Source organism: Sphingobium terrigena (assembly GCF_003591655.1).
Taxonomy (GTDB): Bacteria; Pseudomonadota; Alphaproteobacteria; order Sphingomonadales; family Sphingomonadaceae; genus Sphingobium; species Sphingobium terrigena.
In genome coordinates this window covers 150,480-168,644 of sequence record NZ_QVRA01000008.1, presented here as the reverse complement: position 1 = coordinate 168,644, position 18,165 = coordinate 150,480, and the positions used below count along the sequence as shown (strand labels likewise).

Genomic DNA, 18,165 nt, shown 5'->3' with positions numbered 1-18,165 from the left:
CGCGCGGCTTCCTGCTAAAGCCCGCCCATGCTCAATCTTAACGGTATCACCGTGCGCCTTGGTGGCCGCATCATCCTTGACCGCGCCAGCGCGGCACTTCCCCCGCGCAGCCGGGTCGGCCTGATCGGTCGCAACGGCGCGGGCAAGTCCACGCTGATGAAGGTCATGATCGGCCAGCTCGATCCTGACGATGGCAGTTGCGACATGCCACGCGACACGCGGCTGGGCTATATCGCGCAGGAAGCCCCCAGCGGCACGGCGACCCCGTTCGAAACGGTGCTGGAAGCGGACAAGGAACGCGCCGCGCTGATGGCGGAGGCGGAGCATACCGAAGATCCCGATCGCCTGGGCCATATCTATGAGCGGCTGACCAGCATCGACGCCTATACCGCGCCCGCCCGCGCAGCGCGCATCCTGGTGGGCCTGGGTTTTGACGAGGAGATGCAGGGCCGCCCGCTCGACAGCTATTCGGGCGGCTGGAAAATGCGCGTGGCGCTTGCCTCCCTGCTCTTCTCCAACCCCGACCTGCTGCTGCTCGACGAACCCTCGAACCATCTCGACCTTGAAGCGACGATGTGGCTGGAAAATTTCCTCAAAGCCTATCGTGGCACGGTGGTCGTCATCAGCCATGAGCGCGACCTGCTCAACAATGTCGTCGATTACATCCTCCATCTGGAGGGCGGCAAGGTCACCCTCTATCCCGGCGGCTATGATGCGTTCGAACGGCAGCGGGCCGAGCGCCTGGCCCAGCTTGAATCGGCACGGGTCAAGCAGCAGGCCGAGCGCGAGAAGTTGCAGGATTATGTCGCGCGCAACTCCGCCCGCGCCTCGACCGCGAAACAGGCGCAGTCGCGCGCCAAGGCGCTGGCGCGGATGCAGCCGATTGCCGCGGCGATCGAGGACCCCACGCTCGCGTTCAGCTTTCCCAGCCCGCCCGAATTGCGCCCGCCGCTCATCACCATGGACATGGCGGCGGTCGGCTATGGCGACACGCCGATCCTGCGCCGGGTCAATCTGCGCATCGACCCGGACGACCGGCTGGCGCTGCTGGGCCGCAACGGCAATGGCAAGACGACGCTGGCCCGCCTGATCGCGGCGCAACTCGCCCCGATGGAGGGGCAGATGCAAAGCTCGTCCAAGATGCAGGTCGGCTATTTCACCCAATATCAGGTGGAGGAACTGGACGTCACCGACACGCCGCTGGAACATATGACCCGCGTCATGAAGGGCGCGACCCCCGGTGCGGTGCGGGCGCAACTGGGGCGGTTCGGCTTTTCGGGTGAGCGGGCGATCCAGAAGGTCGGCTCCATGTCGGGTGGCGAAAGGGCGCGGCTGGCGCTGGCGCTTATCACCCGCGATGCGCCGCATCTGCTGATCCTTGACGAACCGACCAACCATCTGGACGTCGACAGTCGCGAGGCGCTGGTGCAGGCGCTCAACGATTATAATGGCGCGGTGGTGATCGTCAGCCATGACCGGCACATGATCGAACTGGTCGCTGACCGGCTGGTGCTGGTCGATGGCGGCACCGCCCAGCCGTTCGATGGCAGTCTGGAGGATTATACCGACATCGTCCTGCGCAAGGCCGACGGCAACAGCAGCAGCGACGCGCCCAAGGTGGATCGCAAGGCCGACAAGAAGGCGGCGGCGGAATGGCGCGAAAAGCAGAAGGCGCTCAAAAACGCCGTCTCGCGCGCCGAAAAGGAAATGGCGACGCTGATCGCCGAGCGCAAGCGGATCGACGCCGTGCTATTCGATCCCAAGTCTGCCACCGGGGCTGAGGCGAAGATGACCACCAGCGAGTTGATGGTGAAGCGCGCCGCGGTGGAAAAGAAGCTGGAAGCGGCCGAAGAAGTGTGGATGGAAGCGGGCGCGGCGCTGGAGGCGGGCTGAGCCGTCAGCGCCCGACCAGAATGAACGGCGCCCAAATATAGGGTTGGGCCGCGTCGGGCCGCTTCGACCGCATCAGTTTCAGCATCGCCCTTTGCAGGGCGACCGCGCGCGGCGTTCCTCCATTGGTGGCTTTCACCGTCTCCAGCGTGACGAAGGCGCTGGCATCGTCGCGCACCGGCCAGTGCGACACCAGCAGCGATCCTGCCCCGGCATAGCGGAACGCCTGCGCCAGTCCCGAATAGGCCGGTGCCTGCGCGCTGTCGCCCGCCGCCGTGTTGCAGGCGGACAGGATCACCCAGTCCGCGCCGATTCGCATCGCCGCGACCTCCGAAGCGGTCAGCAGCCCATCGTCGCCGGTGCCGGGGGCGGGCGGGGACAGGACCAGCGCGGGCTCGGTCACCCCCTCCATCTGGCCGCTGACCAACCCGTGGGTCGCGAACAGAATGACGGAATAGGGGGCCAGATCCTGCCCGCGTAGTGCCGCCTCGCTCGCTTGCGCGCCAACCAGCAGGGTGGCGCGGTCGGTGCCGAAACGATCCGCCACGGCGCGCAGTTCGGCCAAAGATCCGGGCAGCGGCGGCAATTCGGCCAGCGCAGTCGCGTCCGCGTTGCCGCCGCGAAAATAATGATTGGCGGCGAGCAGGACCGGCGTGGCGGGCTTGGTCGTGGCGGCAAAGGCGTCGGGCGCGCCGACGCCCAGAAAGCTCTGGTTGCGCATCGCGATCCGCTGCGGTGCCGCGGTGCTTGTGGCAAAGCCGGGCTGTACCTCGATCGCGAAGCGGCGGATCAGCCAGGGCGTGTCCTGGCCCACCGTCACGACGGGCCGCTGTGGCAGCATCGCGAAGGGCAGCGAGGCGAAAGCACCGGTGGGTACGATCCGCAACGCCTTTGCCTTGCCCAGCCTGGCGAGAATGGCGGGGGTAAAAATCTGGGTATAAATATCATGCGCCGCCGTCCGGTCGAACCCGTTGGGGGTCATCGCACCGCGCAGCCGGTCGACCAGCGCGACCATGGCGGCGCGCCCCAGCGCCGTGCGTTCGACGGTCGCGCCATCGGCATTGACCGCCAGCAGATAGACCCCGTCAAAGGCCGGCATCACCGCCAGCAGCGCTTCGTCCTGCGCCAATCCCGCGCGTAGGGTCGCAAGGTCGGGCCGCACGCCGCCCCGTGCCTCGACCCAGCGGGGATAGTCGCGGGCGATGGCGGCGCGTTCGGCCTCGGCGATGGTCTCCACCGTAGCGCGAGCCACGCGCGCGGCCTCGACATCCTTGTCGGTCGCCAGCGCCTTGAGCAGCGCGCTGTCCGCGCTGGCCAGCGCCTTCAGTCTATCCTGCAAGGTGCGGACCCGCGCGGCGAGGGCGGGATCGGCAACGAGACGTTCCGCGACCAGCCGGTTGGCCTGGGCAATGCGCGACCCCGCCAGGACCGCCATCGCGTCCAGCGCCAGCGCCGGGTCATGCGCCTGCACCGCGATCTTCAGGATTGTGTCGAGCGCGGCGCGCTGATCTTCATTCAAGTCGCCATCATCGTCGAGCGACTGGCTTTCGCGCAGCAGTCCGGCCATTTGGCGCGCCGCCGCGACGGCATCGCCCCCTTGCGCCCAGGCCGCCAGCATCGCAGCATTGGCCAGTGCGAAGGCAGGCGCATTGTCGATCTGCCGGGTTTCGCGCAGATAATCGGTGGCGGCTATCCGCGCAGCGTCATCCTGCCCGGTGGCGATCAACGCCGGAACGAGCAGCGGATAGACGCGCTGGCCCATATCGCGATCGCTGGCTGTCGGCGTGCGGACGCGAGCCATGGCCGTGCGTGCGCGTTCGATCACCTCGTCCGGTCGTCCCGAAGCCGCGCTAACGAGTGCCGCGAAGGCCAGCGCGCGGGCGCTTTGCGGGCTATTCTCGCCCTCCACGGCCCGAAAGCCGCGTTCCGCCTCCAGAAACAGGGGCTCGGCGTCGCTATAGCGTTCCATCGGCAGCAGCACGCCGGCCATATTATAGAGGCCGAAATGGTAGAAGAGGCTCTTGGTCCCCATCGTCTCGCGCTTGATGGCGATGGCGCGCTCCATATAGTCGAGGCTTTCGACCCGCCGCCCAGTCCGCGCCAGCAGCAGCCCCAGCATTTCCAGCGACCGATGATAGCTGGGATGCTTGCGATCGACATGGTCCGTCGCGGTGTTGACCGCCAGCCGCGCATATTTTTCCGCCTCCACCAGCCGCGTCGCGCGATAGAGCATCTGCGCATAGGTGTAGGTAGCAGCAACCGTGTCGGGATGGTTGGGACCAAGGCTGGTGGTCCGCGCCTCCAGACTGGCGCGCTGGGCATCGACCGCCTCGCCATTGCGCCCCAGCCGCGAGAGCGCCTGCGCGTGCGAAAAGGCGATGTTGGACTTGAGCATATAGTCCGCTTCGCTGAGCGCCTTTGGACCGACGCGGGCGAAATAGCCGTCGGCATAGGCGCTCGCCTGCGCCAGCGTCTCCGCCCCGGCGGCGACATCGCCGATCATCGACTGGACATAGCCCTTGACCGACATGCCCTCCAGCCAGGGGATAGGATAGGCGTCGCGGAACGGGGCGATCAGCGCCAGCCCCTTGTCGACATTGGCCAGGGCTGACGGATTCTTCCCCTCAATCTGGTCCATCGACCCCAGCTTGATCAGGCCGACGCCTGCCATCGGGTGCGGATGGCCCGCGACCTTGACCTTGATCCCCGCATCGCGCAGCGCGGCCCAGGCGTCACGGGTCTTTTGCGACATCGACAGGGCGAAATCGTCATTTTCGAACAGGGTTGTCGCTTTTTGGTCGAGCGCGCGCAAATGGGCGTGGCGCGGATCGGCGGCACTGAAGCCCGCGACCGTCTGGGCGGCAACCGGCAGCGACGGCACCGCCGCCAGCGCCAGCATCATGGCTATCCTGCCTGCCCAAAGCCCCATCGCCCGTCCCCCGACTCTGCCCCTACGGCATTCTTTGCGGGCGCGAACGCTTTGGCGTCAAGTTCCAAGCGTTTGCGCCGGGATGTCACGCCAGGGTCAGGCGCCAGTCCCAGCGCAGCGGATCGCCATCCATCACATCAACCCCGCGCGCGATCAGGGTGTCGCGTATCTCGTCCGACAGGGCGAAATCCTTGTCGGCGCGTGCTGCGGCACGGCGTTCCAGCTCCGCGTCAATCTCGTCCGGCGTGATCAGCGCATCCTTGGGCTGGAGGCGCAGGTCGGCGCGGGTGAGGGTCATGAGGTTAAGGCCCAGGGCCGCGTCGAAGGCCGCGATCAGGCAGAGTTTCTCGTCGACCGGCACTTTCTTGAGCGCGATCGCCTCTTCCAGCAGCGGCAGCGCGCGCGGCGTCATCAGGTCATCGCTGATCGCTGCGTCAAACTGTTCCAGCAGCGGTGCCAGCTTGGGGTGCATATTGGCGCGCAGATAGTCGAGCCGGGGCGATTGCCACGTCACCCCTTCGGCGCGGGCCTTCAAACCCTCGACCCCCATGACCAGCCGCTTCAACCGGGTCAGGGCCGCGCCGACGCCTTCCGCGCTGAATTCCAGTTCGCTGCGATAATGGGCGCCCAGGCACAGCAGGCGATAGGCCAGCGGATGCACCCCCGCGTCGATCAGCGAAAAGAGGGTGGTGAAACCGCCCTTCGACTTGCTCATCTTGCCGCTGCGATCGACCAGAAAATTATTGTGCATCCACCAGCGCGCGCCAGTGAAGCCCGCTTCTGCCGTGCCGACATCCGGGCCGCAGCAGGCATGGAAGGCCTGATTTTGCGCAATCTCATTGGGATGATGGATTTCGCGATGGTCGATGCCGCCGGTATGGATATCGAACGGGTGACCCAGCACCGCCTGGCTCATCACCGAACATTCCAGATGCCAACCCGGCGCGCCGGGCCCCCAAGGGCTGTCCCATTCCATCTGCCGCTGTTCGCCGGGCGGCGACTTGCGCCAGATGGCGAAGTCGGACGGGTTGCGCTTGCCCGCGACCGGATCGATCCGGGCGTGCGCAGCATCGTCCCGCCCACCGGCCAGCGCGCCATAATCGGGCACGGTCGCGCTGTCGAAATAGAGCCCACTGTCCAGTTCGTAACAATGATCGGGAGCGATTTTCTCAGCAAATGCGATCATCTGCGGCACATAGTCGGTGGCGACCGTCCACTCGCTCGGCGCAATGATGTTGAGGTCGGCGATATTCTGCTTGAACGCCTGCGTGTAATGGGCGGCAATGTCCCAGATGCTCCTGGCGCTGGCCCGCGCCGCCGCCTCCATCTTGTCATCGCCAGCGTCCGCGTCGCTGGTCAGATGGCCGACATCGGTGATGTTGATGATATGGGTGACCGACAGCCCTTTCCACAGCAAGGTCCGCCGCAGCGTGTCGGTAAAGACATAGGCGCGCAAATTGCCCAGATGCGCGTAATTATAAACGGTCGGCCCGCAGCTATAGACGCGCGCATGATTATCCTCGATCGGCGTGAACGGTTCGATCGTGCGGGTCAGGCTGTTGAACAGGCGCAGCGGCGCTGTGATATGCTGGTCATCGGACATGGCGCAAAGCGATGGCGCGAAGCGGCGCGGGGGTCAATCCTCCCTGTGCGCCCACCCATTTGTAATAAAATGTTGCGTCGGGGTCCGCCCCTTGCACCTGTGCGTTCCTCCCCCAATATGATCGATGCGGGCCGGGCCCCTCTGACGCGCTGGACTCCCCCCCTTGTCCAGCCGCCATGTCGGACCGCATCGGGTGCGCCCGGTGCAGGTTTTGCGGCAATTCCCCCTAAATGCCGCAGGAGACCGCACCGGGCCACTCGAACCACAATTTGATGGATGGAGTGACCCCAAGTGAATAATCGCGTTCCTTTGCCGGGCTATGGTGCGAGCCGCACGGCGCAGACCGACGCCGGGCTGCGCGCGCACATGCTGGGCGTTTTCCGCAATATGGGCCTGGGTCTGGTGATCACCGGGCTGGTCGCGGCGTTCATCGGCAATACGCCGGTGCTGGCCGCCGCCATCTTCGGCACGCCGCTCAAATGGGTGGCGATCTTCGCGCCTTTGGCCTTCGTGTTCTTCTTCAGCTTCCGCATCGAAAAGATGACGACCGCGGGCGCGCGCATGGCCTTCTGGGCCTTCTCCGCCGTGATGGGCATGTCGCTGGCCAGCATTTTCCTGGTGTTCACCGGCGGCAGCATCGCGCAGGCCTTTTTCTCGGCCGCGGTCATGTTCCTCGGCATGGCGCTGTGGGGCTATACCACGCAGCGTGACCTGACGAAGATGGGCAGCTTCCTGATCATGGGCCTGATTGGCATCATCGTCGCCAGCCTGATCAACATCTTCATCGGATCGTCGGCGATGGCGATGGTCATCTCGATCCTGGGCGTGGTGATCTTCACGGGCCTCACCGCCTGGGACACGCAGCGGATCAAGTCGGACTATTTCGCCTATGCGGGCCATGAAATGGCGGCGAAGATGCAGGTGATGGGCGCGCTGTCGCTGTACCTGAACTTCGTCAACCTGTTCCAGATGCTGCTCAGCCTGACCGGCGAGCGGGAGTAAGCGGATGCGGGATCAAGCGGCCGTATCGGCCATGCTCTGCCCGGTCTGTCATGTCGGATTGGCGATGACGGACCGGCAGGGGGTAGAAATCGACTATTGCCCGCAATGCCGGGGCGTTTGGCTGGACCGGGGCGAACTGGACAAGATCATCGAGCGGGCAGCGGGCGACACGGTTGCGCCCGCCCGGCCAGCGCCCTTCGCCCAGCAAAGCTACCGCCCGGACCGCGACTATCGCGACGACGGGCGGGGCTACCCGAAGAAGCGCAAGAAGAGCTTTCTGGAAGAACTGTTCGATTGATGGAAAGGCCGGTCCTGCGGGGCCGGCCTTTTTCATACCACCCATACCCGTCATCCCCGCGAATGCGGGGATCCAACTCACGTCAGGCGCGTGTCGAGAGATGGGTTCCCGCTTTCGTGGGAAAGACGGAAATTTTGACACGCTTCACCGGCGCGCGATTACTACTGCCGCTATGAAATAAGAGAACATTGCTATTATAGCGCCGGGCCAGCCTACATACGGTAGGGCTATTGCGAAACAGGCAAAGAGCGTAAGTAGCGCCGCTATTTTTTTGGGTCCAAGCGGCTTGCTTGATCTCGAAAAGCTCAATGCGCCGCGCCCCAACTCGGCCCCGTGCCAATCTCCACGCCCAACGGCACGCTCAGCTTGACGATCGGCTCGGCGGCGCTTTCCATCACGCTGCGGATCACTGTGCTGGCCGCGTCCACGTCGCCCTCCGGCAGCTCGAACACGAGTTCGTCATGCACCTGCAACAGCATCCTGACGCTTGGCAGCCCTGCCGCCTCCAGCGCCGGTTCCATGCGCGTCATCGCCCGCTTGATGATGTCGGCGCTGGTCCCCTGGATCGGCGCGTTGATCGCGGCGCGTTCGGCGCCCTGCCGTTCGTGCTGGATCGATGCGCGGATACGCGGGAACCAGGTCTTTCGCCCGAACAACGTCTCGGTATAGCCGCGTTCGCGCGCCTTCTCGATCGTCTCGTTGATATAGATGCTGATGCCGGGGAAGCGTTCATAATATTTGGCGATCATCTCCTGCGCCTCGTCCGCGCTGATCTCCAGCCGCCCGGCCAGCCCCCAGCGGGAGATGCCGTAGAGGATTGCGAAGTTGATCGTCTTGGCCCGGCCGCGCGTGTCGCGGTTGACCTCGCCAAACAGTTGCTTGGCGGTCGCGGCGTGAATATCCTCGCCCGCCGCGAAAGCCTCCCTGAGCGCAGGCACATCGGCCATATGCGCGGCCAGCCGCAGTTCGATCTGGCTATAGTCCGCCGCCAAGATGACATTGCCGGGTTCCGCGACAAAGGCGTGGCGGATCTGCCGCCCGACTTCGGTACGGATCGGGATATTTTGCAGGTTGGGATCGGTCGAGGAGAGCCGCCCCGTCTGCGCCCCGGTCAGCGAGTAACTGGTGTGGACGCGGCCCGTATCCTTGTTGATCTGCGCCTGGAGCGCGTCGGTGTAAGTGGACTTCAGCTTGGAAAGCTGCCGCCATTCCAGTATTTTGCTGGCAATCGGCGCGCCTTGCGCCGCCAGTTGCTCCAGGATAGTGACGTCGGTGGAATAGGCGCCTGACTTGCCCTTCTTGCCGCCCTTATAGCCCATCTTGTCGAACAGGATCGCGCCCAGTTGCTGGGTCGATCCGATTGCGAAGGGTTGCCCGGCCAGCTCGTGAATCTCCGTCTCCAGCGCGGCGATGCCGGCCGTAAATTCGCCCGACAGCCGCGCCAGATGCTCGCGGTCCACCTTGATCCCGCGATGCTCCATCCGCGCGATCACTGGCACCAGCGGGCGATCGACCAGTTCATAGACGCGGTTTGCGCCTTCATTGGCCACCCGTGTCTTGAACAATTTCCACAGACGCAGCGTGACGTCCGCATCCTCGGCGGCATAGGCGGTCGCCTTGTCGAGCGGCACTTCGGCAAAGCTCAACTGGTTCTTGCCGGTGCCGACCACCTCCTTGAAGCTGATGCAGTCATGGCCAAGATGCGTGCGCGCCGCTTCGTCCATGCCATGGCCCGACAGGCTCTGTCCGGCGTCCAGATCGAAGCTCATGACGATCGTGTCGTCAAACGGGGTGATGGCGATGTCGTGGCGGCGCAGCACGGTCATGTCATATTTCAGATTCTGCCCGACCTTCAGGACCGCATCATCCTCCAGCAGGGGTTTGAGCTTCGCCAGCACCATCGTTAGCGGCAATTGCGCCGGCTTTTCGGCAAACATGTCGCGCCCGCCATGGCCGACCGGAATGTAGCAGGCCTTGTTCGGACCGGTGGCGAGGCTGACGCCCACCAACTGGCATGACACGCAATCGAGCATGTCGGTTTCAGTGTCGACCGCGACAATCCCCTCCGCCGTCGCCAGCGCGATCCAGCGGTCGAGCGCTTCTTCGCTCACCACTGTTTCGTAAAGACTGCGGTCGATCGGCGGTTCCTGTGGCGCGACCGGGGTGGCGACGGGTTCCGGCACGCCCGACGCGGCGGCAGCCACCGCCACCGCAGCGGCAGGTGCGCCCAGCCGGTTGAGCAAAGTCTTGAAACCATGATGCGTCAGGAAGTCCTGCAACGGTTCCTTGGGAATGCCCTTGAGCGCCAGATCCTCCAGCGGTTCAGGCAGATCCATAGTATCGTGCAGCGCCACCAGCTTCCGCGACAGTCGCGCCATGTCGGCATGGGCGATCAGATTTTCCTGCATCTTGGACTTCTTCATCGCAGGCGCCGCCTCCAGCGCCGCCTCCAGCCCGCCATATTCGACGATCAGCTTGGCCGCCGTCTTGGGACCGATGCCCGGCACGCCGGGCACATTATCCACGCTGTCGCCCATCAGTGCCAGCACGTCGCCCAGCAGTTGCGGCTCCACCCCAAATTTGCCGACGACATACTCCGCCCCGCGCCGTTCATTCTTCATCGTGTCATACATGTCGACGCCGGGCTGGATCAGCTGCATCAGATCCTTGTCCGAGCTGACGATGGTGACATGCCATCCCGCTGCCACGGCGGCTTTGGTGTAGCTGGCGATCAGGTCGTCCGCCTCATACCCAGCTTCCTCGATACAGGGGAGGGAGAAGGCGCGGGTCGCGTCGCGGATCATCGGAAATTGCGGGACCAGATCTTCGGGCGCGGGCGGGCGGTTCGCCTTATACTGGTCGTACATGTCGTTGCGGAATGTGTGCGATCCCTTGTCCAGGATCACCGCCATATGGGTCGGGCCTTCTGCCTTGCCCAACTCCTCGGCCAGCTTCCAGAGCATCGTCGTATAGCCATAGACAGCGCCGACCGGCTGGCCATGCTGGTTGGTGAGCGGTGGGAGCTGGTGATAGGCGCGGAAAATATAGCCGCTGCCATCGACGAGATAGAGGTGATTCTGGGTCATGGGGAGGGGATAGAGCATCGCGCAGAAAAGTGGGAACCGGTTTTCTGCTTCAGCGATGCGACCACAAAAATTGCCGGTATTGGCGCGTCTCTCCAGCGTTCGCATCGCCTGCGCGCCATCCTATAGGACATGCCAATTATTTCCGTGTTGTTTCAAGGGAAAGGATGCATAGCTTTGCGCCGACGGGGGGGGCTGATCATGCGACATGGAAAATGGCTGGCGTTGATGGTGGCGCTGGGACTGGCCGGGACCATGAGTCCGCGCGCCGCTATGGCGCAGGAGGTGCGTGACCTGTGCGCCGATCGGCCCGGTCTGGGAACGCCCGCCTGCACCGTGGACAAGGGGCGTCTTGTGCTGGAAGTCGGCCTTGGCGACTGGACCCGCGAGCAGGATGCCGGCAGCCGGACGGATACGGTGGTGACCGGTGACGCTTTAGTGCGGCTGGGACTGACCGATAGGCTGGAGGTGCAGCTGGGCTGGACCGCTTATGGCCATGTTCGCAGCCTTGATCGGGTGACGGGCGTGACGGACAAGGCCGACGGCGTCGGCGACATATTGATCGCCTTTCGCCAGAATCTGCGTAACCCGGACGGATCGGGCCTGTCGATCGCGCTGATGCCTTATGTAACGGCACCGGTCGGCGGATCGGCCATTGGCGGTGGCGACTGGGGCGCTGGATTGTTGCTGCCGATTGGTTTCGACCTGGGCGGCGGCCTGTCGCTGGGCCTGACGCCGCAGATCGACGCGGCGGTGGATGGCGACGGCAAGGGTCGCCATGTCGCTTATGGCAGCGTCGTGGGGCTTGGTGTGTCGTTCGGCGACAGCCTGTCCGGTTCGATCGAGGCGTCGGTCACGCGGCACGATGATCCGGCAGGCCATGCCACGCAGGCGCTGGGTGGACTGTCGATCGCCTGGCAACCGTCGGCGGACATGCAACTCGATATCGGCCTGAATGTCGGGTTGAATCGCGACAGCCCGGATAGTCAGCTCTATTTCGGCATCGTGCGGCGCTTCTGACCCGGTTCAATCAGCGCGGCTCGTGGTTCGCCGCGACCGCCTTGGCCACCGCCTGCATCAGCGCCCAGCGTTCGGGGATGCCGACCGTAGTGCTGCCGATCATCACCGCTACCGCATAGCTGGTGCCATCGGGCGCGGTCATGATGCCGATGTCGTTGAAGCCGGTGGAGCGTGGCGGCAAATCCTGTCCCGTACCGGTCTTGTGCAGATAGGACCAGCCCGGCGGCACCCCGCCCTTGATCCGCTGGGGTCCGGTCTTGGCTTCCGACATGATCGACAGCAACAGGCGCGATGAGGCGGATGACAGCATCTCGCCCTGCTTCAACTTGGCTAGCGCCTGGACGATCGAGGCGGGGGCCGCGCCGTCGGGCGGGCTGGCGAGATAATTGTCCAGCGCCTTCACCCGCGCCGCCATCGGCACTTTGGCGCGGGCGGCGTAGAAATTGCGCCCGATCGCATAATCCTGCCGCCAGTCGAGACCCGCCGTCGCCGATTGTAGCAGCCGTTCGCCCGGCCCGAAGCGAATGTCGCGGATCATCCGCCGCGCAAGAAAGCCGCGCACCGCGTCCGGCCCGCCGACCGCGCGCAGCAGCGTGTCGTTGGCGGTATTGTCGCTCTGGGTCATCGCCCGGCGCATCAGGTCGGAGTAACTGGTGGTCCAGCCGCTGGTGCCGACCATCGCGGCGGTCGGCTGGTGGAACAGGGTCAGGTCGTTGCGGGTGATGGTGGTCGTGTCGGTCAGCCGCAGCTTGCCCCGGTCGACCGCGTCCAGAAACGTCATCGCCACCCACAGTTTCGACACGCTTTGCTGCGGGAACAGGGCGTTGCCGTTCCAGGCCACCGTCCAGTCCGCGCCGACCCGCCGCACCGCAATGCCAACCTTGCCCCGGAAATTCTGGCCCAGATTGCGCACGACGCTGACGAGCGCGGGGGAGGGCGTTTCGGTCTGGTCAATGTCACGATAGGGCAGCGGCGGATTGGCGACCTCACGGATCGGCCATGTGTTGGTGGTGGGCTGCACCCGCTGCGGCGCGGCAGCGGCGGCCTGCGCCGGGCGTGGTTCGGGGGCGCTCACACAGGCGGACAGCGCCGCCATCAACAGGACCAGGCGCACAGAACTGCCCCGGCTATCATTCGATCTCATTCCATTCCCCGCACTCTGCAAGCGCCATTTAGGGGCAGCCACCCGATAAGCGGGCAAGGCTGATGCGACGAATGATTCCACAAATGCGATGTAAGGAGGCTGAACGGGGAACCGGATAGAGCAACGTCCGCTCAGTTGCGGTTAAGCGACGGAGCGGCAAGAGAGCGGCATGATGGATCAAGGCATGGACAGGCGCGCGCTGCTGGGCGGGGTGCTGGCAGCGGGCGGATTGATGTGGAGCGGGACGGCGCAGGCCGCGCCCTTTGTCTCGCGCCGGATCGCCGTGACGGTGCGGGGTTCGGGGCGCGATGTGCTGCTGATCCCCGGCCTTGCCAGTGGTCCGGGCATCTGGAACGGCGTGCTGGGCGCGATGCCGGGCTATCGCTTTCATCTGGTGCAGGTGCGCGGCTTTGCCGGATTGGCGGCGGAGGGCAATATCAGCGGTCCGCTGGTCCAGCCGCTGGCTGACGAGATCGCCCGCTATATCACAACGTCGGGCCTGAAGCGCCCGGCGATCGTTGGCCATTCGATGGGCGGCACGCTGGCGATGCTGCTGGGGCTGAAGGGTTTGGCGGGCCGGGTGATGGTGGTCGATATGCTGCCGGCCGGGGCGGCGATGGTCGGCGGCACCGCCAGTGGCCTTGGCTTTCTGGCCGATCAGCTGGGCGGCTATCTGACCGGGACAGTGGCGGGGCGGCGCTATCTGGCGCAGATGGTCGGGCAGGCGCCCGGTGCGAAGGGCAGCGATCCCGATGTGATCGCCAGCGCCTTGCGCGATCTGGCCAATATCGACCTGGGCCCGCAATTGGCGCGGCTGAACGTCCCGCTGGAGGTGGTCTATGCGGTCGGGGCGGATCGGGAGCAGGCCGCCATCATCGCCAGTCGGTTCCGCGCTGCCTATGCGCCCAAGAAGGACGCGGTGTTGCGGGCGATTGGTCCCAGCGGCCATATGGTCATGGCCGACCAGCCCACGCGCTTTCATGCGGCGCTTGGCACCTTTCTGAACGATATTTGATGCGCGTCAAAGCGGGTCGCGGCGGGCCAGGCTAGAGCGGAGACACCGGACGCGCTTTCAGCGCCTCCCTCCTCCACCTTCAGGCGCGGCGCCGACCCGGCGACCGCGCCGTTTTTTTATGGCGCCAGCACGGTATCCACCGCAGCCTCCAGCGTTTCGGGATAGTCGAGCGTATAGTGCAACCCCCGGCTTTCCTTGCGATGGAGGGCCGAGCGGACGATCAGCCGGGCGACTTCCAGCAGGTTGCGCAGTTCAATGAGGTCGGGCGTAACGCGGAAATTGCCGTAATAGTCATCAACCTCCTGCGCCAGCAGGGCGACGCGATGCTGGGCGCGCTCCAGCCGCTTGGTGGTGCGGACGATGCCGACATAATCCCACATGAAGCGGCGGATTTCCTTCCAGTTATGCTGAACAATGACTTCTTCGTCGCTGTTGGTGACGCGGCTTTCGTCCCATGGCCGGATCGGCGGCGGGGCGGGCAATTCGTCCCAATGGGCGCGGATGTGGCTGGCGGCGGCTTCTCCAAACACGAAACATTCGAGCAGCGAGTTGGATGCCAGACGGTTCGCGCCGTGCAGCCCGCTCTCGGTGACTTCGCCCGCCGCATAAAGGCCGGGCAGGTCAGTGCGGCCATCAAGGTCGATCACCACCCCGCCGCAGGTATAATGCTGCGCGGGGACGACCGGGATCGGCTCCTTGGTGATGTCGATGTCGAGGTCCAGCAGCCGCGCATAGATGGTCGGGAAGTGATGCTTCACGAACTCCGGTGGCTTGTGGCTGATGTCGAGATGAACATAATCGAGGCCCAGCCGCTTGATTTCATGGTCGATGGCGCGGGCCACCACGTCACGCGGGGCCAGTTCCTCACGCGGGTCGAAACGGGGCATGAAGCGTTCGCCGCCGCCCGGCACGCCGGGGGGGAGTTTCAGATGTCCGCCCTCGCCGCGCACTGCTTCGGTGATCAGGAAATTCTTGACCTCCAGATTGTAAAGGCAGGTCGGGTGGAACTGGTTCATTTCCATGTTCGACACGCGGCAACCCGCGCGCCAGGCCATGGCGATGCCATCCCCGGTCGCGCCGCGCGGGGCGGTGGAGAAGAGATAGGTGCGACCCGCGCCGCCGGTGCACAGGATCGTCGCCTTGCCGAGCAGGGCGTCGACATGCCCGGTCTTTTTGTTGAGAGCATAGACGCCCCAGACATGGCCATCGCCCGAATAGCGCTCGCCATGGCGGCTGGTGATGAGGTCGATGGCGATCAGATCCTCAACCAGGGTGATGTTGGGGTTTGCCCTGGCAGCTTTCAGCAGCGCGATCTGCACCGCATGGCCGGTGGCGTCATCGACATGGACGATGCGGCGATGGCTATGCCCGCCCTCCCGCGTCAGGTGCCAGCGGTCGCCAAAATCCTCGCCCGCGTTGAACGGGACGCCCAGCTTGGCGAGACGTTCGATCGCGGCGGGGGCTTCGGACACGACGAACTCGACCGTGGCGCGATCGTTCAGGCCAGCGCCCGCAACCATCGTATCCTCTACATGCGCCTCGAAACTGTCACCGGCATCGAGTACGGCGGCAATGCCGCCCTGCGCCCAGTTGGTGGACCCGCCATCCAGCGCGCCCTTGGCCAGCACCAGCACCTTGCGATCCTGCGCGAGGTTGATGGCGGCCGTCAGCCCCGCTGCGCCCGAACCGATGATGATGACGTCGTGGGTGGTGGTGGGCATAAGCTACTCGTCCCCCTCCCGCAGGCGGGAGGGGTTAGGGGTGGGTAATCGCGTGAGGGTTGCGCCAATGTGCGACAACACGCCTTCTAGGTTCCCCATCACATCTGCATTGGAAAAGCGCAAGATTTCGAAACCCAAACTGCGGCAATATTCGTCTCGCCGACTATCATAGTCAGCAGTTTCGCCATGCGTGTCGCCATCCAGTTCAATGACCAACCTGGCTTCGCGGCACAGGAAATCGGCGAAGTAAGGGCCGATCGGAATCTGGCGACTGAATTTATAGCCTGCTAACTGGCGGTTGCGCAGATGATCCCAAAGCATACGTTCCGGGAAAGATGCGCCATTGCGTAGCTGTTTGGCGCGGGCTGTATTCCGGATTTTGAAAGGTCGCGCTGGCCCACCCCCTAGCCCCCTCCCGCTTGCGGGAGGGGGAACAAGATGGACTTCGTCTCTCACTCGGTCGCCGCCGTCAGATTGAGGAAAACATCCTCCAGATCCGGGTCGCGCGTGATCACGTCCACGATGGCGAGGCCGCTGGCCTGCACGGCGCTGAGCACCTGGCCTGCATTGGCGCGGTCCTTGAGATAGGTGATGGTCAGCGTGCGGTCGCCCGATTGTTCGACTTTCTCGAAACAGGGTGCGTCAGGTGCAGTGACGATGTCGCGGTCCACTGTCACCTGCACCACCTTTTCCAGCGCCATGTCGACCAGTTCGCGAGTCGGCTTGTCGGCGATCAGGCGGCCATGGTTGATGATGCCGATGCGGTCGCACAATTCCTCGGCTTCTTCGAGATAGTGCGTCGTGAGCACGATGGTGACACCCAGAGCGTTCAATTCGCGGACATAGGCCCAGAGCTGCTGGCGCAATTGCACATCGACGCCCGCGGTCGGCTCGTCCAGCACCAGGATCGGGGGTGAGTGGACCATCGCCTTGGCCACCAGCAGGCGGCGCTTCATGCCGCCCGACAGCGTGCGGGCATAGGCGTGCGCCTTGTCCTCCAGATGGACGGCGCGCAGCAATTCCATCGACCGGCGCTTGTGCTTTGGCACGCCATAATAGCCGGCCTGATTCTCCAGCGTCTCGAAAGGCGTGAAAAAGGGATCGAACACGATTTCCTGCGGCACGATGCCGATCGAGTTTTTCGCGTTGCGCGGATTGGCGTCAATGTCGAAGCCCCAGATGCGGGCGGTTCCCGACGTCTTGTTGACCATGCCCGCCAGGATATTGATCGTGGTTGATTTGCCCGCGCCATTGGGACCGAGCAGCCCATAAATCTGGCCGCGCGGAATCGACAGGTTGATGCCGTCGAGCGCGCGCTTGCCGCCCTTATAGACTTTGGTGAGGTTGCTGATCTCGATTGCGGGAGCAGGCGTGTCTGTCATGGCTCAACTCTATGGGGATCATGGACTGGGAAGGAAAGGGGGATCGGCCTCTCGTCAGAAGCAAACATCATTCCTCTCCAGCAAGTCGTAGGTGAACAAGAAAACAGACTATTCGCCCACCAGCGCTAAAATTCGTCGGCAATATCCATCAGGCCCAGCAGCTTGCGCGGGGCGACCTGCCGCCAACTGTCGCGCAGGCGTTGTGCGACATGATCCCAGTCGGTGTCGCCCAGGTCCAGGCGGATGCCGACCCAGTCGTTGCCGAAATAGGCGGGGCGGTAATAGCGGTCCGGGTCGGCTTCGATCAGGCTGGCCTGTTCTTCGGGGGCGGTGGTTTTGACCAGCAGGGCGATGATACCGTCGCCATGATGGTCGCGGGTGAAATAGGCGAATTTCTTGCCCTTGACGATGCCGAAGCAGGGCATGCCGTGCGAGACGATCTCGTCCGCTTGCGGCAGCGCCAGTGCGCTTTCGCGGACCTTGTTGAGCAGCCAGTCGGGATGGCGTTCGCGGGTGACGAAATCGGCGAGGGTGCGGGAGTAGAGCTGATGCTCGGCGATCAGGATGCGGGCGGCGAGGCTGTCGGCCGTGTCGCCGGGCAGGATTGCCACCGGGGTCTGGCCCAGCACCGGGCCGTCGTCCAGCTGCGCGGTGACGATATGGACCGAGCAGCCGGCATGGCTGTCGCCTGCGTCGATGGCGCGCTGGTGGGTGTCCAACCCCTTATATTTGGGCAGCAGGCTGGGGTGGATGTTGAGCATGCGGCCTTCCCATCCGCTCACAAATTCGGGGGAGAGGAGGCGCATATAGCCTGCCAGCGCAACATATTGTGCGCCCGCTGCGCGCAGCTGCGCGTCAATGATCTGGTCGAATGCGGCACGTTTGAGGCCTTTGTGGCTCTGACCGAAGGTGGCGATACCCTCGGCGGCGGCCAGCGTCAGGCCGGGAGCATCGGGATCGTTGGCGGCGACCAGCACGATCTCATAGGGGCAGCTTTCGGCCTTCGCCGCGTAGAGCAGGGCCGCCATGTTGGAGCCGCGACCGGAGATCAGGACGCCGACTTTTGCCTTTTGCATAA

General features: G+C 64.5%; 13 protein-coding genes. 5 read left to right on the top strand and 8 right to left on the bottom strand.

Annotation, left to right across the window (positions count from 1 at the left end):
- Positions 1-27 precede the first annotated feature (27 nt).
- A complete protein-coding gene (locus D0Z70_RS11305; protein WP_119746377.1) occupies positions 28-1,893 on the top strand; it encodes an ABC-F family ATP-binding cassette domain-containing protein in 1,866 nt (621 codons plus the stop codon).
- Between the two features lie 4 nt (positions 1,894-1,897).
- Here the strand turns inward: D0Z70_RS11305 and D0Z70_RS11300 are convergent, their stop codons facing one another.
- The gene (locus D0Z70_RS11300) at positions 1,898-4,789 is read right to left on the bottom strand and encodes a CHAT domain-containing tetratricopeptide repeat protein (RefSeq protein ID WP_119746466.1); all 2,892 of its coding nucleotides are present in this window, start codon (positions 4,787-4,789) and stop codon (positions 1,898-1,900) included.
- A gap of 115 nt (positions 4,790-4,904) precedes the next feature.
- Positions 4,905-6,422 (bottom strand): cysteine--tRNA ligase, encoded by a 1,518-nt coding sequence (locus D0Z70_RS11295; protein ID WP_119746375.1) that lies wholly within the window; start codon positions 6,420-6,422, stop codon positions 4,905-4,907.
- A gap of 291 nt (positions 6,423-6,713) precedes the next feature.
- Here D0Z70_RS11295 and D0Z70_RS11290 point away from each other — a divergent pair, with 291 nt between their 5' ends.
- Positions 6,714-7,424, top strand: a complete 711-nt coding sequence (locus D0Z70_RS11290) for a Bax inhibitor-1/YccA family protein (protein WP_239018880.1) — start codon at positions 6,714-6,716, stop codon at positions 7,422-7,424.
- Between the two features lie 4 nt (positions 7,425-7,428).
- The gene (locus D0Z70_RS11285; RefSeq protein WP_119746371.1) at positions 7,429-7,722 is read left to right on the top strand and encodes a TFIIB-type zinc ribbon-containing protein; all 294 of its coding nucleotides are present in this window, start codon (positions 7,429-7,431) and stop codon (positions 7,720-7,722) included.
- A 305-nt stretch (positions 7,723-8,027) separates the two neighbouring features.
- Here D0Z70_RS11285 and polA read toward each other — a convergent pair whose 3' ends face one another.
- Complete coding sequence (gene polA, locus D0Z70_RS11280; protein WP_119746464.1) at positions 8,028-10,808, bottom strand: DNA polymerase I; 2,781 nt, start codon at positions 10,806-10,808, stop codon at positions 8,028-8,030.
- A 198-nt stretch (positions 10,809-11,006) separates the two neighbouring features.
- Here polA and D0Z70_RS11275 point away from each other — a divergent pair, with 198 nt between their 5' ends.
- Positions 11,007-11,825, top strand: coding sequence for a transporter (locus D0Z70_RS11275; RefSeq protein ID WP_119746369.1), 819 nt, complete (start codon positions 11,007-11,009; stop codon positions 11,823-11,825).
- A gap of 10 nt (positions 11,826-11,835) precedes the next feature.
- Here the strand turns inward: D0Z70_RS11275 and D0Z70_RS11270 are convergent, their stop codons facing one another.
- Positions 11,836-12,969 carry a serine hydrolase gene (locus D0Z70_RS11270; protein ID WP_119746367.1) on the bottom strand — a complete coding sequence of 378 codons (1,134 nt, stop codon included), beginning with the start codon at positions 12,967-12,969 and terminating at the stop codon, positions 11,836-11,838.
- A 169-nt stretch (positions 12,970-13,138) separates the two neighbouring features.
- On the opposite strand from D0Z70_RS11270, the gene D0Z70_RS11265 reads away from it, so the two are divergent.
- A complete protein-coding gene (locus D0Z70_RS11265; protein WP_119746365.1) occupies positions 13,139-13,984 on the top strand; it encodes an alpha/beta fold hydrolase in 846 nt (281 codons plus the stop codon).
- A 116-nt stretch (positions 13,985-14,100) separates the two neighbouring features.
- Here the strand turns inward: D0Z70_RS11265 and nadB are convergent, their stop codons facing one another.
- The 4 genes from nadB to purN form a co-directional block, all read right to left on the bottom strand.
- A complete protein-coding gene (nadB, locus tag D0Z70_RS11260; RefSeq protein WP_119746363.1) occupies positions 14,101-15,705 on the bottom strand; it encodes an L-aspartate oxidase in 1,605 nt (534 codons plus the stop codon).
- A 3-nt stretch (positions 15,706-15,708) separates the two neighbouring features.
- Positions 15,709-16,026, bottom strand: a complete 318-nt coding sequence (locus tag D0Z70_RS11255) for an endonuclease domain-containing protein (RefSeq protein WP_239018879.1) — start codon at positions 16,024-16,026, stop codon at positions 15,709-15,711.
- A 131-nt stretch (positions 16,027-16,157) separates the two neighbouring features.
- On the bottom strand, positions 16,158-17,087 hold the full coding sequence (locus tag D0Z70_RS11250; protein WP_119746361.1) for an ABC transporter ATP-binding protein: 930 nt from the start codon (positions 17,085-17,087) through the stop codon (positions 16,158-16,160).
- A 125-nt stretch (positions 17,088-17,212) separates the two neighbouring features.
- Entirely contained in the window at positions 17,213-18,163 is a 951-nt protein-coding gene (gene purN, locus D0Z70_RS11245; protein WP_119746359.1) for a phosphoribosylglycinamide formyltransferase, read from the bottom strand.
- Positions 18,164-18,165: the final 2 nt, after the last annotated feature.

Bases quoted from the DNA above. Each gene is read 5' to 3' on its own strand.
- D0Z70_RS11305 (WP_119746377.1), top strand. From the start codon at position 28: ATGCTCAATCTTAACGGTATCACCGTGCGCCTTGGTGGCCGCATCATC.
- D0Z70_RS11300 (WP_119746466.1), bottom strand. From the start codon at position 4,789: ATGCTGGCGCTGGCGGCGGTGCCGTCGCTGCCGGTTGCCGCCCAGACG.
- D0Z70_RS11295 (WP_119746375.1), bottom strand. From the start codon at position 6,422: ATGTCCGATGACCAGCATATCACAGCGCCGCTGCGCCTGTTCAACAGC.
- D0Z70_RS11285 (WP_119746371.1), top strand. From the start codon at position 7,429: ATGCGGGATCAAGCGGCCGTATCGGCCATGCTCTGCCCGGTCTGTCAT.
- polA (WP_119746464.1), bottom strand. From the start codon at position 10,808: ATGACCCAGAATCACCTCTATCTCGTCGATGGCAGCGGCTATATTTTC.
- D0Z70_RS11275 (WP_119746369.1), top strand. From the start codon at position 11,007: ATGCGACATGGAAAATGGCTGGCGTTGATGGTGGCGCTGGGACTGGCC.
- D0Z70_RS11270 (WP_119746367.1), bottom strand. From the start codon at position 12,969: ATGAGATCGAATGATAGCCGGGGCAGTTCTGTGCGCCTGGTCCTGTTG.
- D0Z70_RS11265 (WP_119746365.1), top strand. From the start codon at position 13,139: ATGATGGATCAAGGCATGGACAGGCGCGCGCTGCTGGGCGGGGTGCTG.
- nadB (WP_119746363.1), bottom strand. From the start codon at position 15,705: ATGCCCACCACCACCCACGACGTCATCATCATCGGTTCGGGCGCAGCG.
- D0Z70_RS11255 (WP_239018879.1), bottom strand. From the start codon at position 16,026: ATGCTTTGGGATCATCTGCGCAACCGCCAGTTAGCAGGCTATAAATTC.
- D0Z70_RS11250 (WP_119746361.1), bottom strand. From the start codon at position 17,087: ATGACAGACACGCCTGCTCCCGCAATCGAGATCAGCAACCTCACCAAA.
- purN (WP_119746359.1), bottom strand. From the start codon at position 18,163: ATGCAAAAGGCAAAAGTCGGCGTCCTGATCTCCGGTCGCGGCTCCAAC.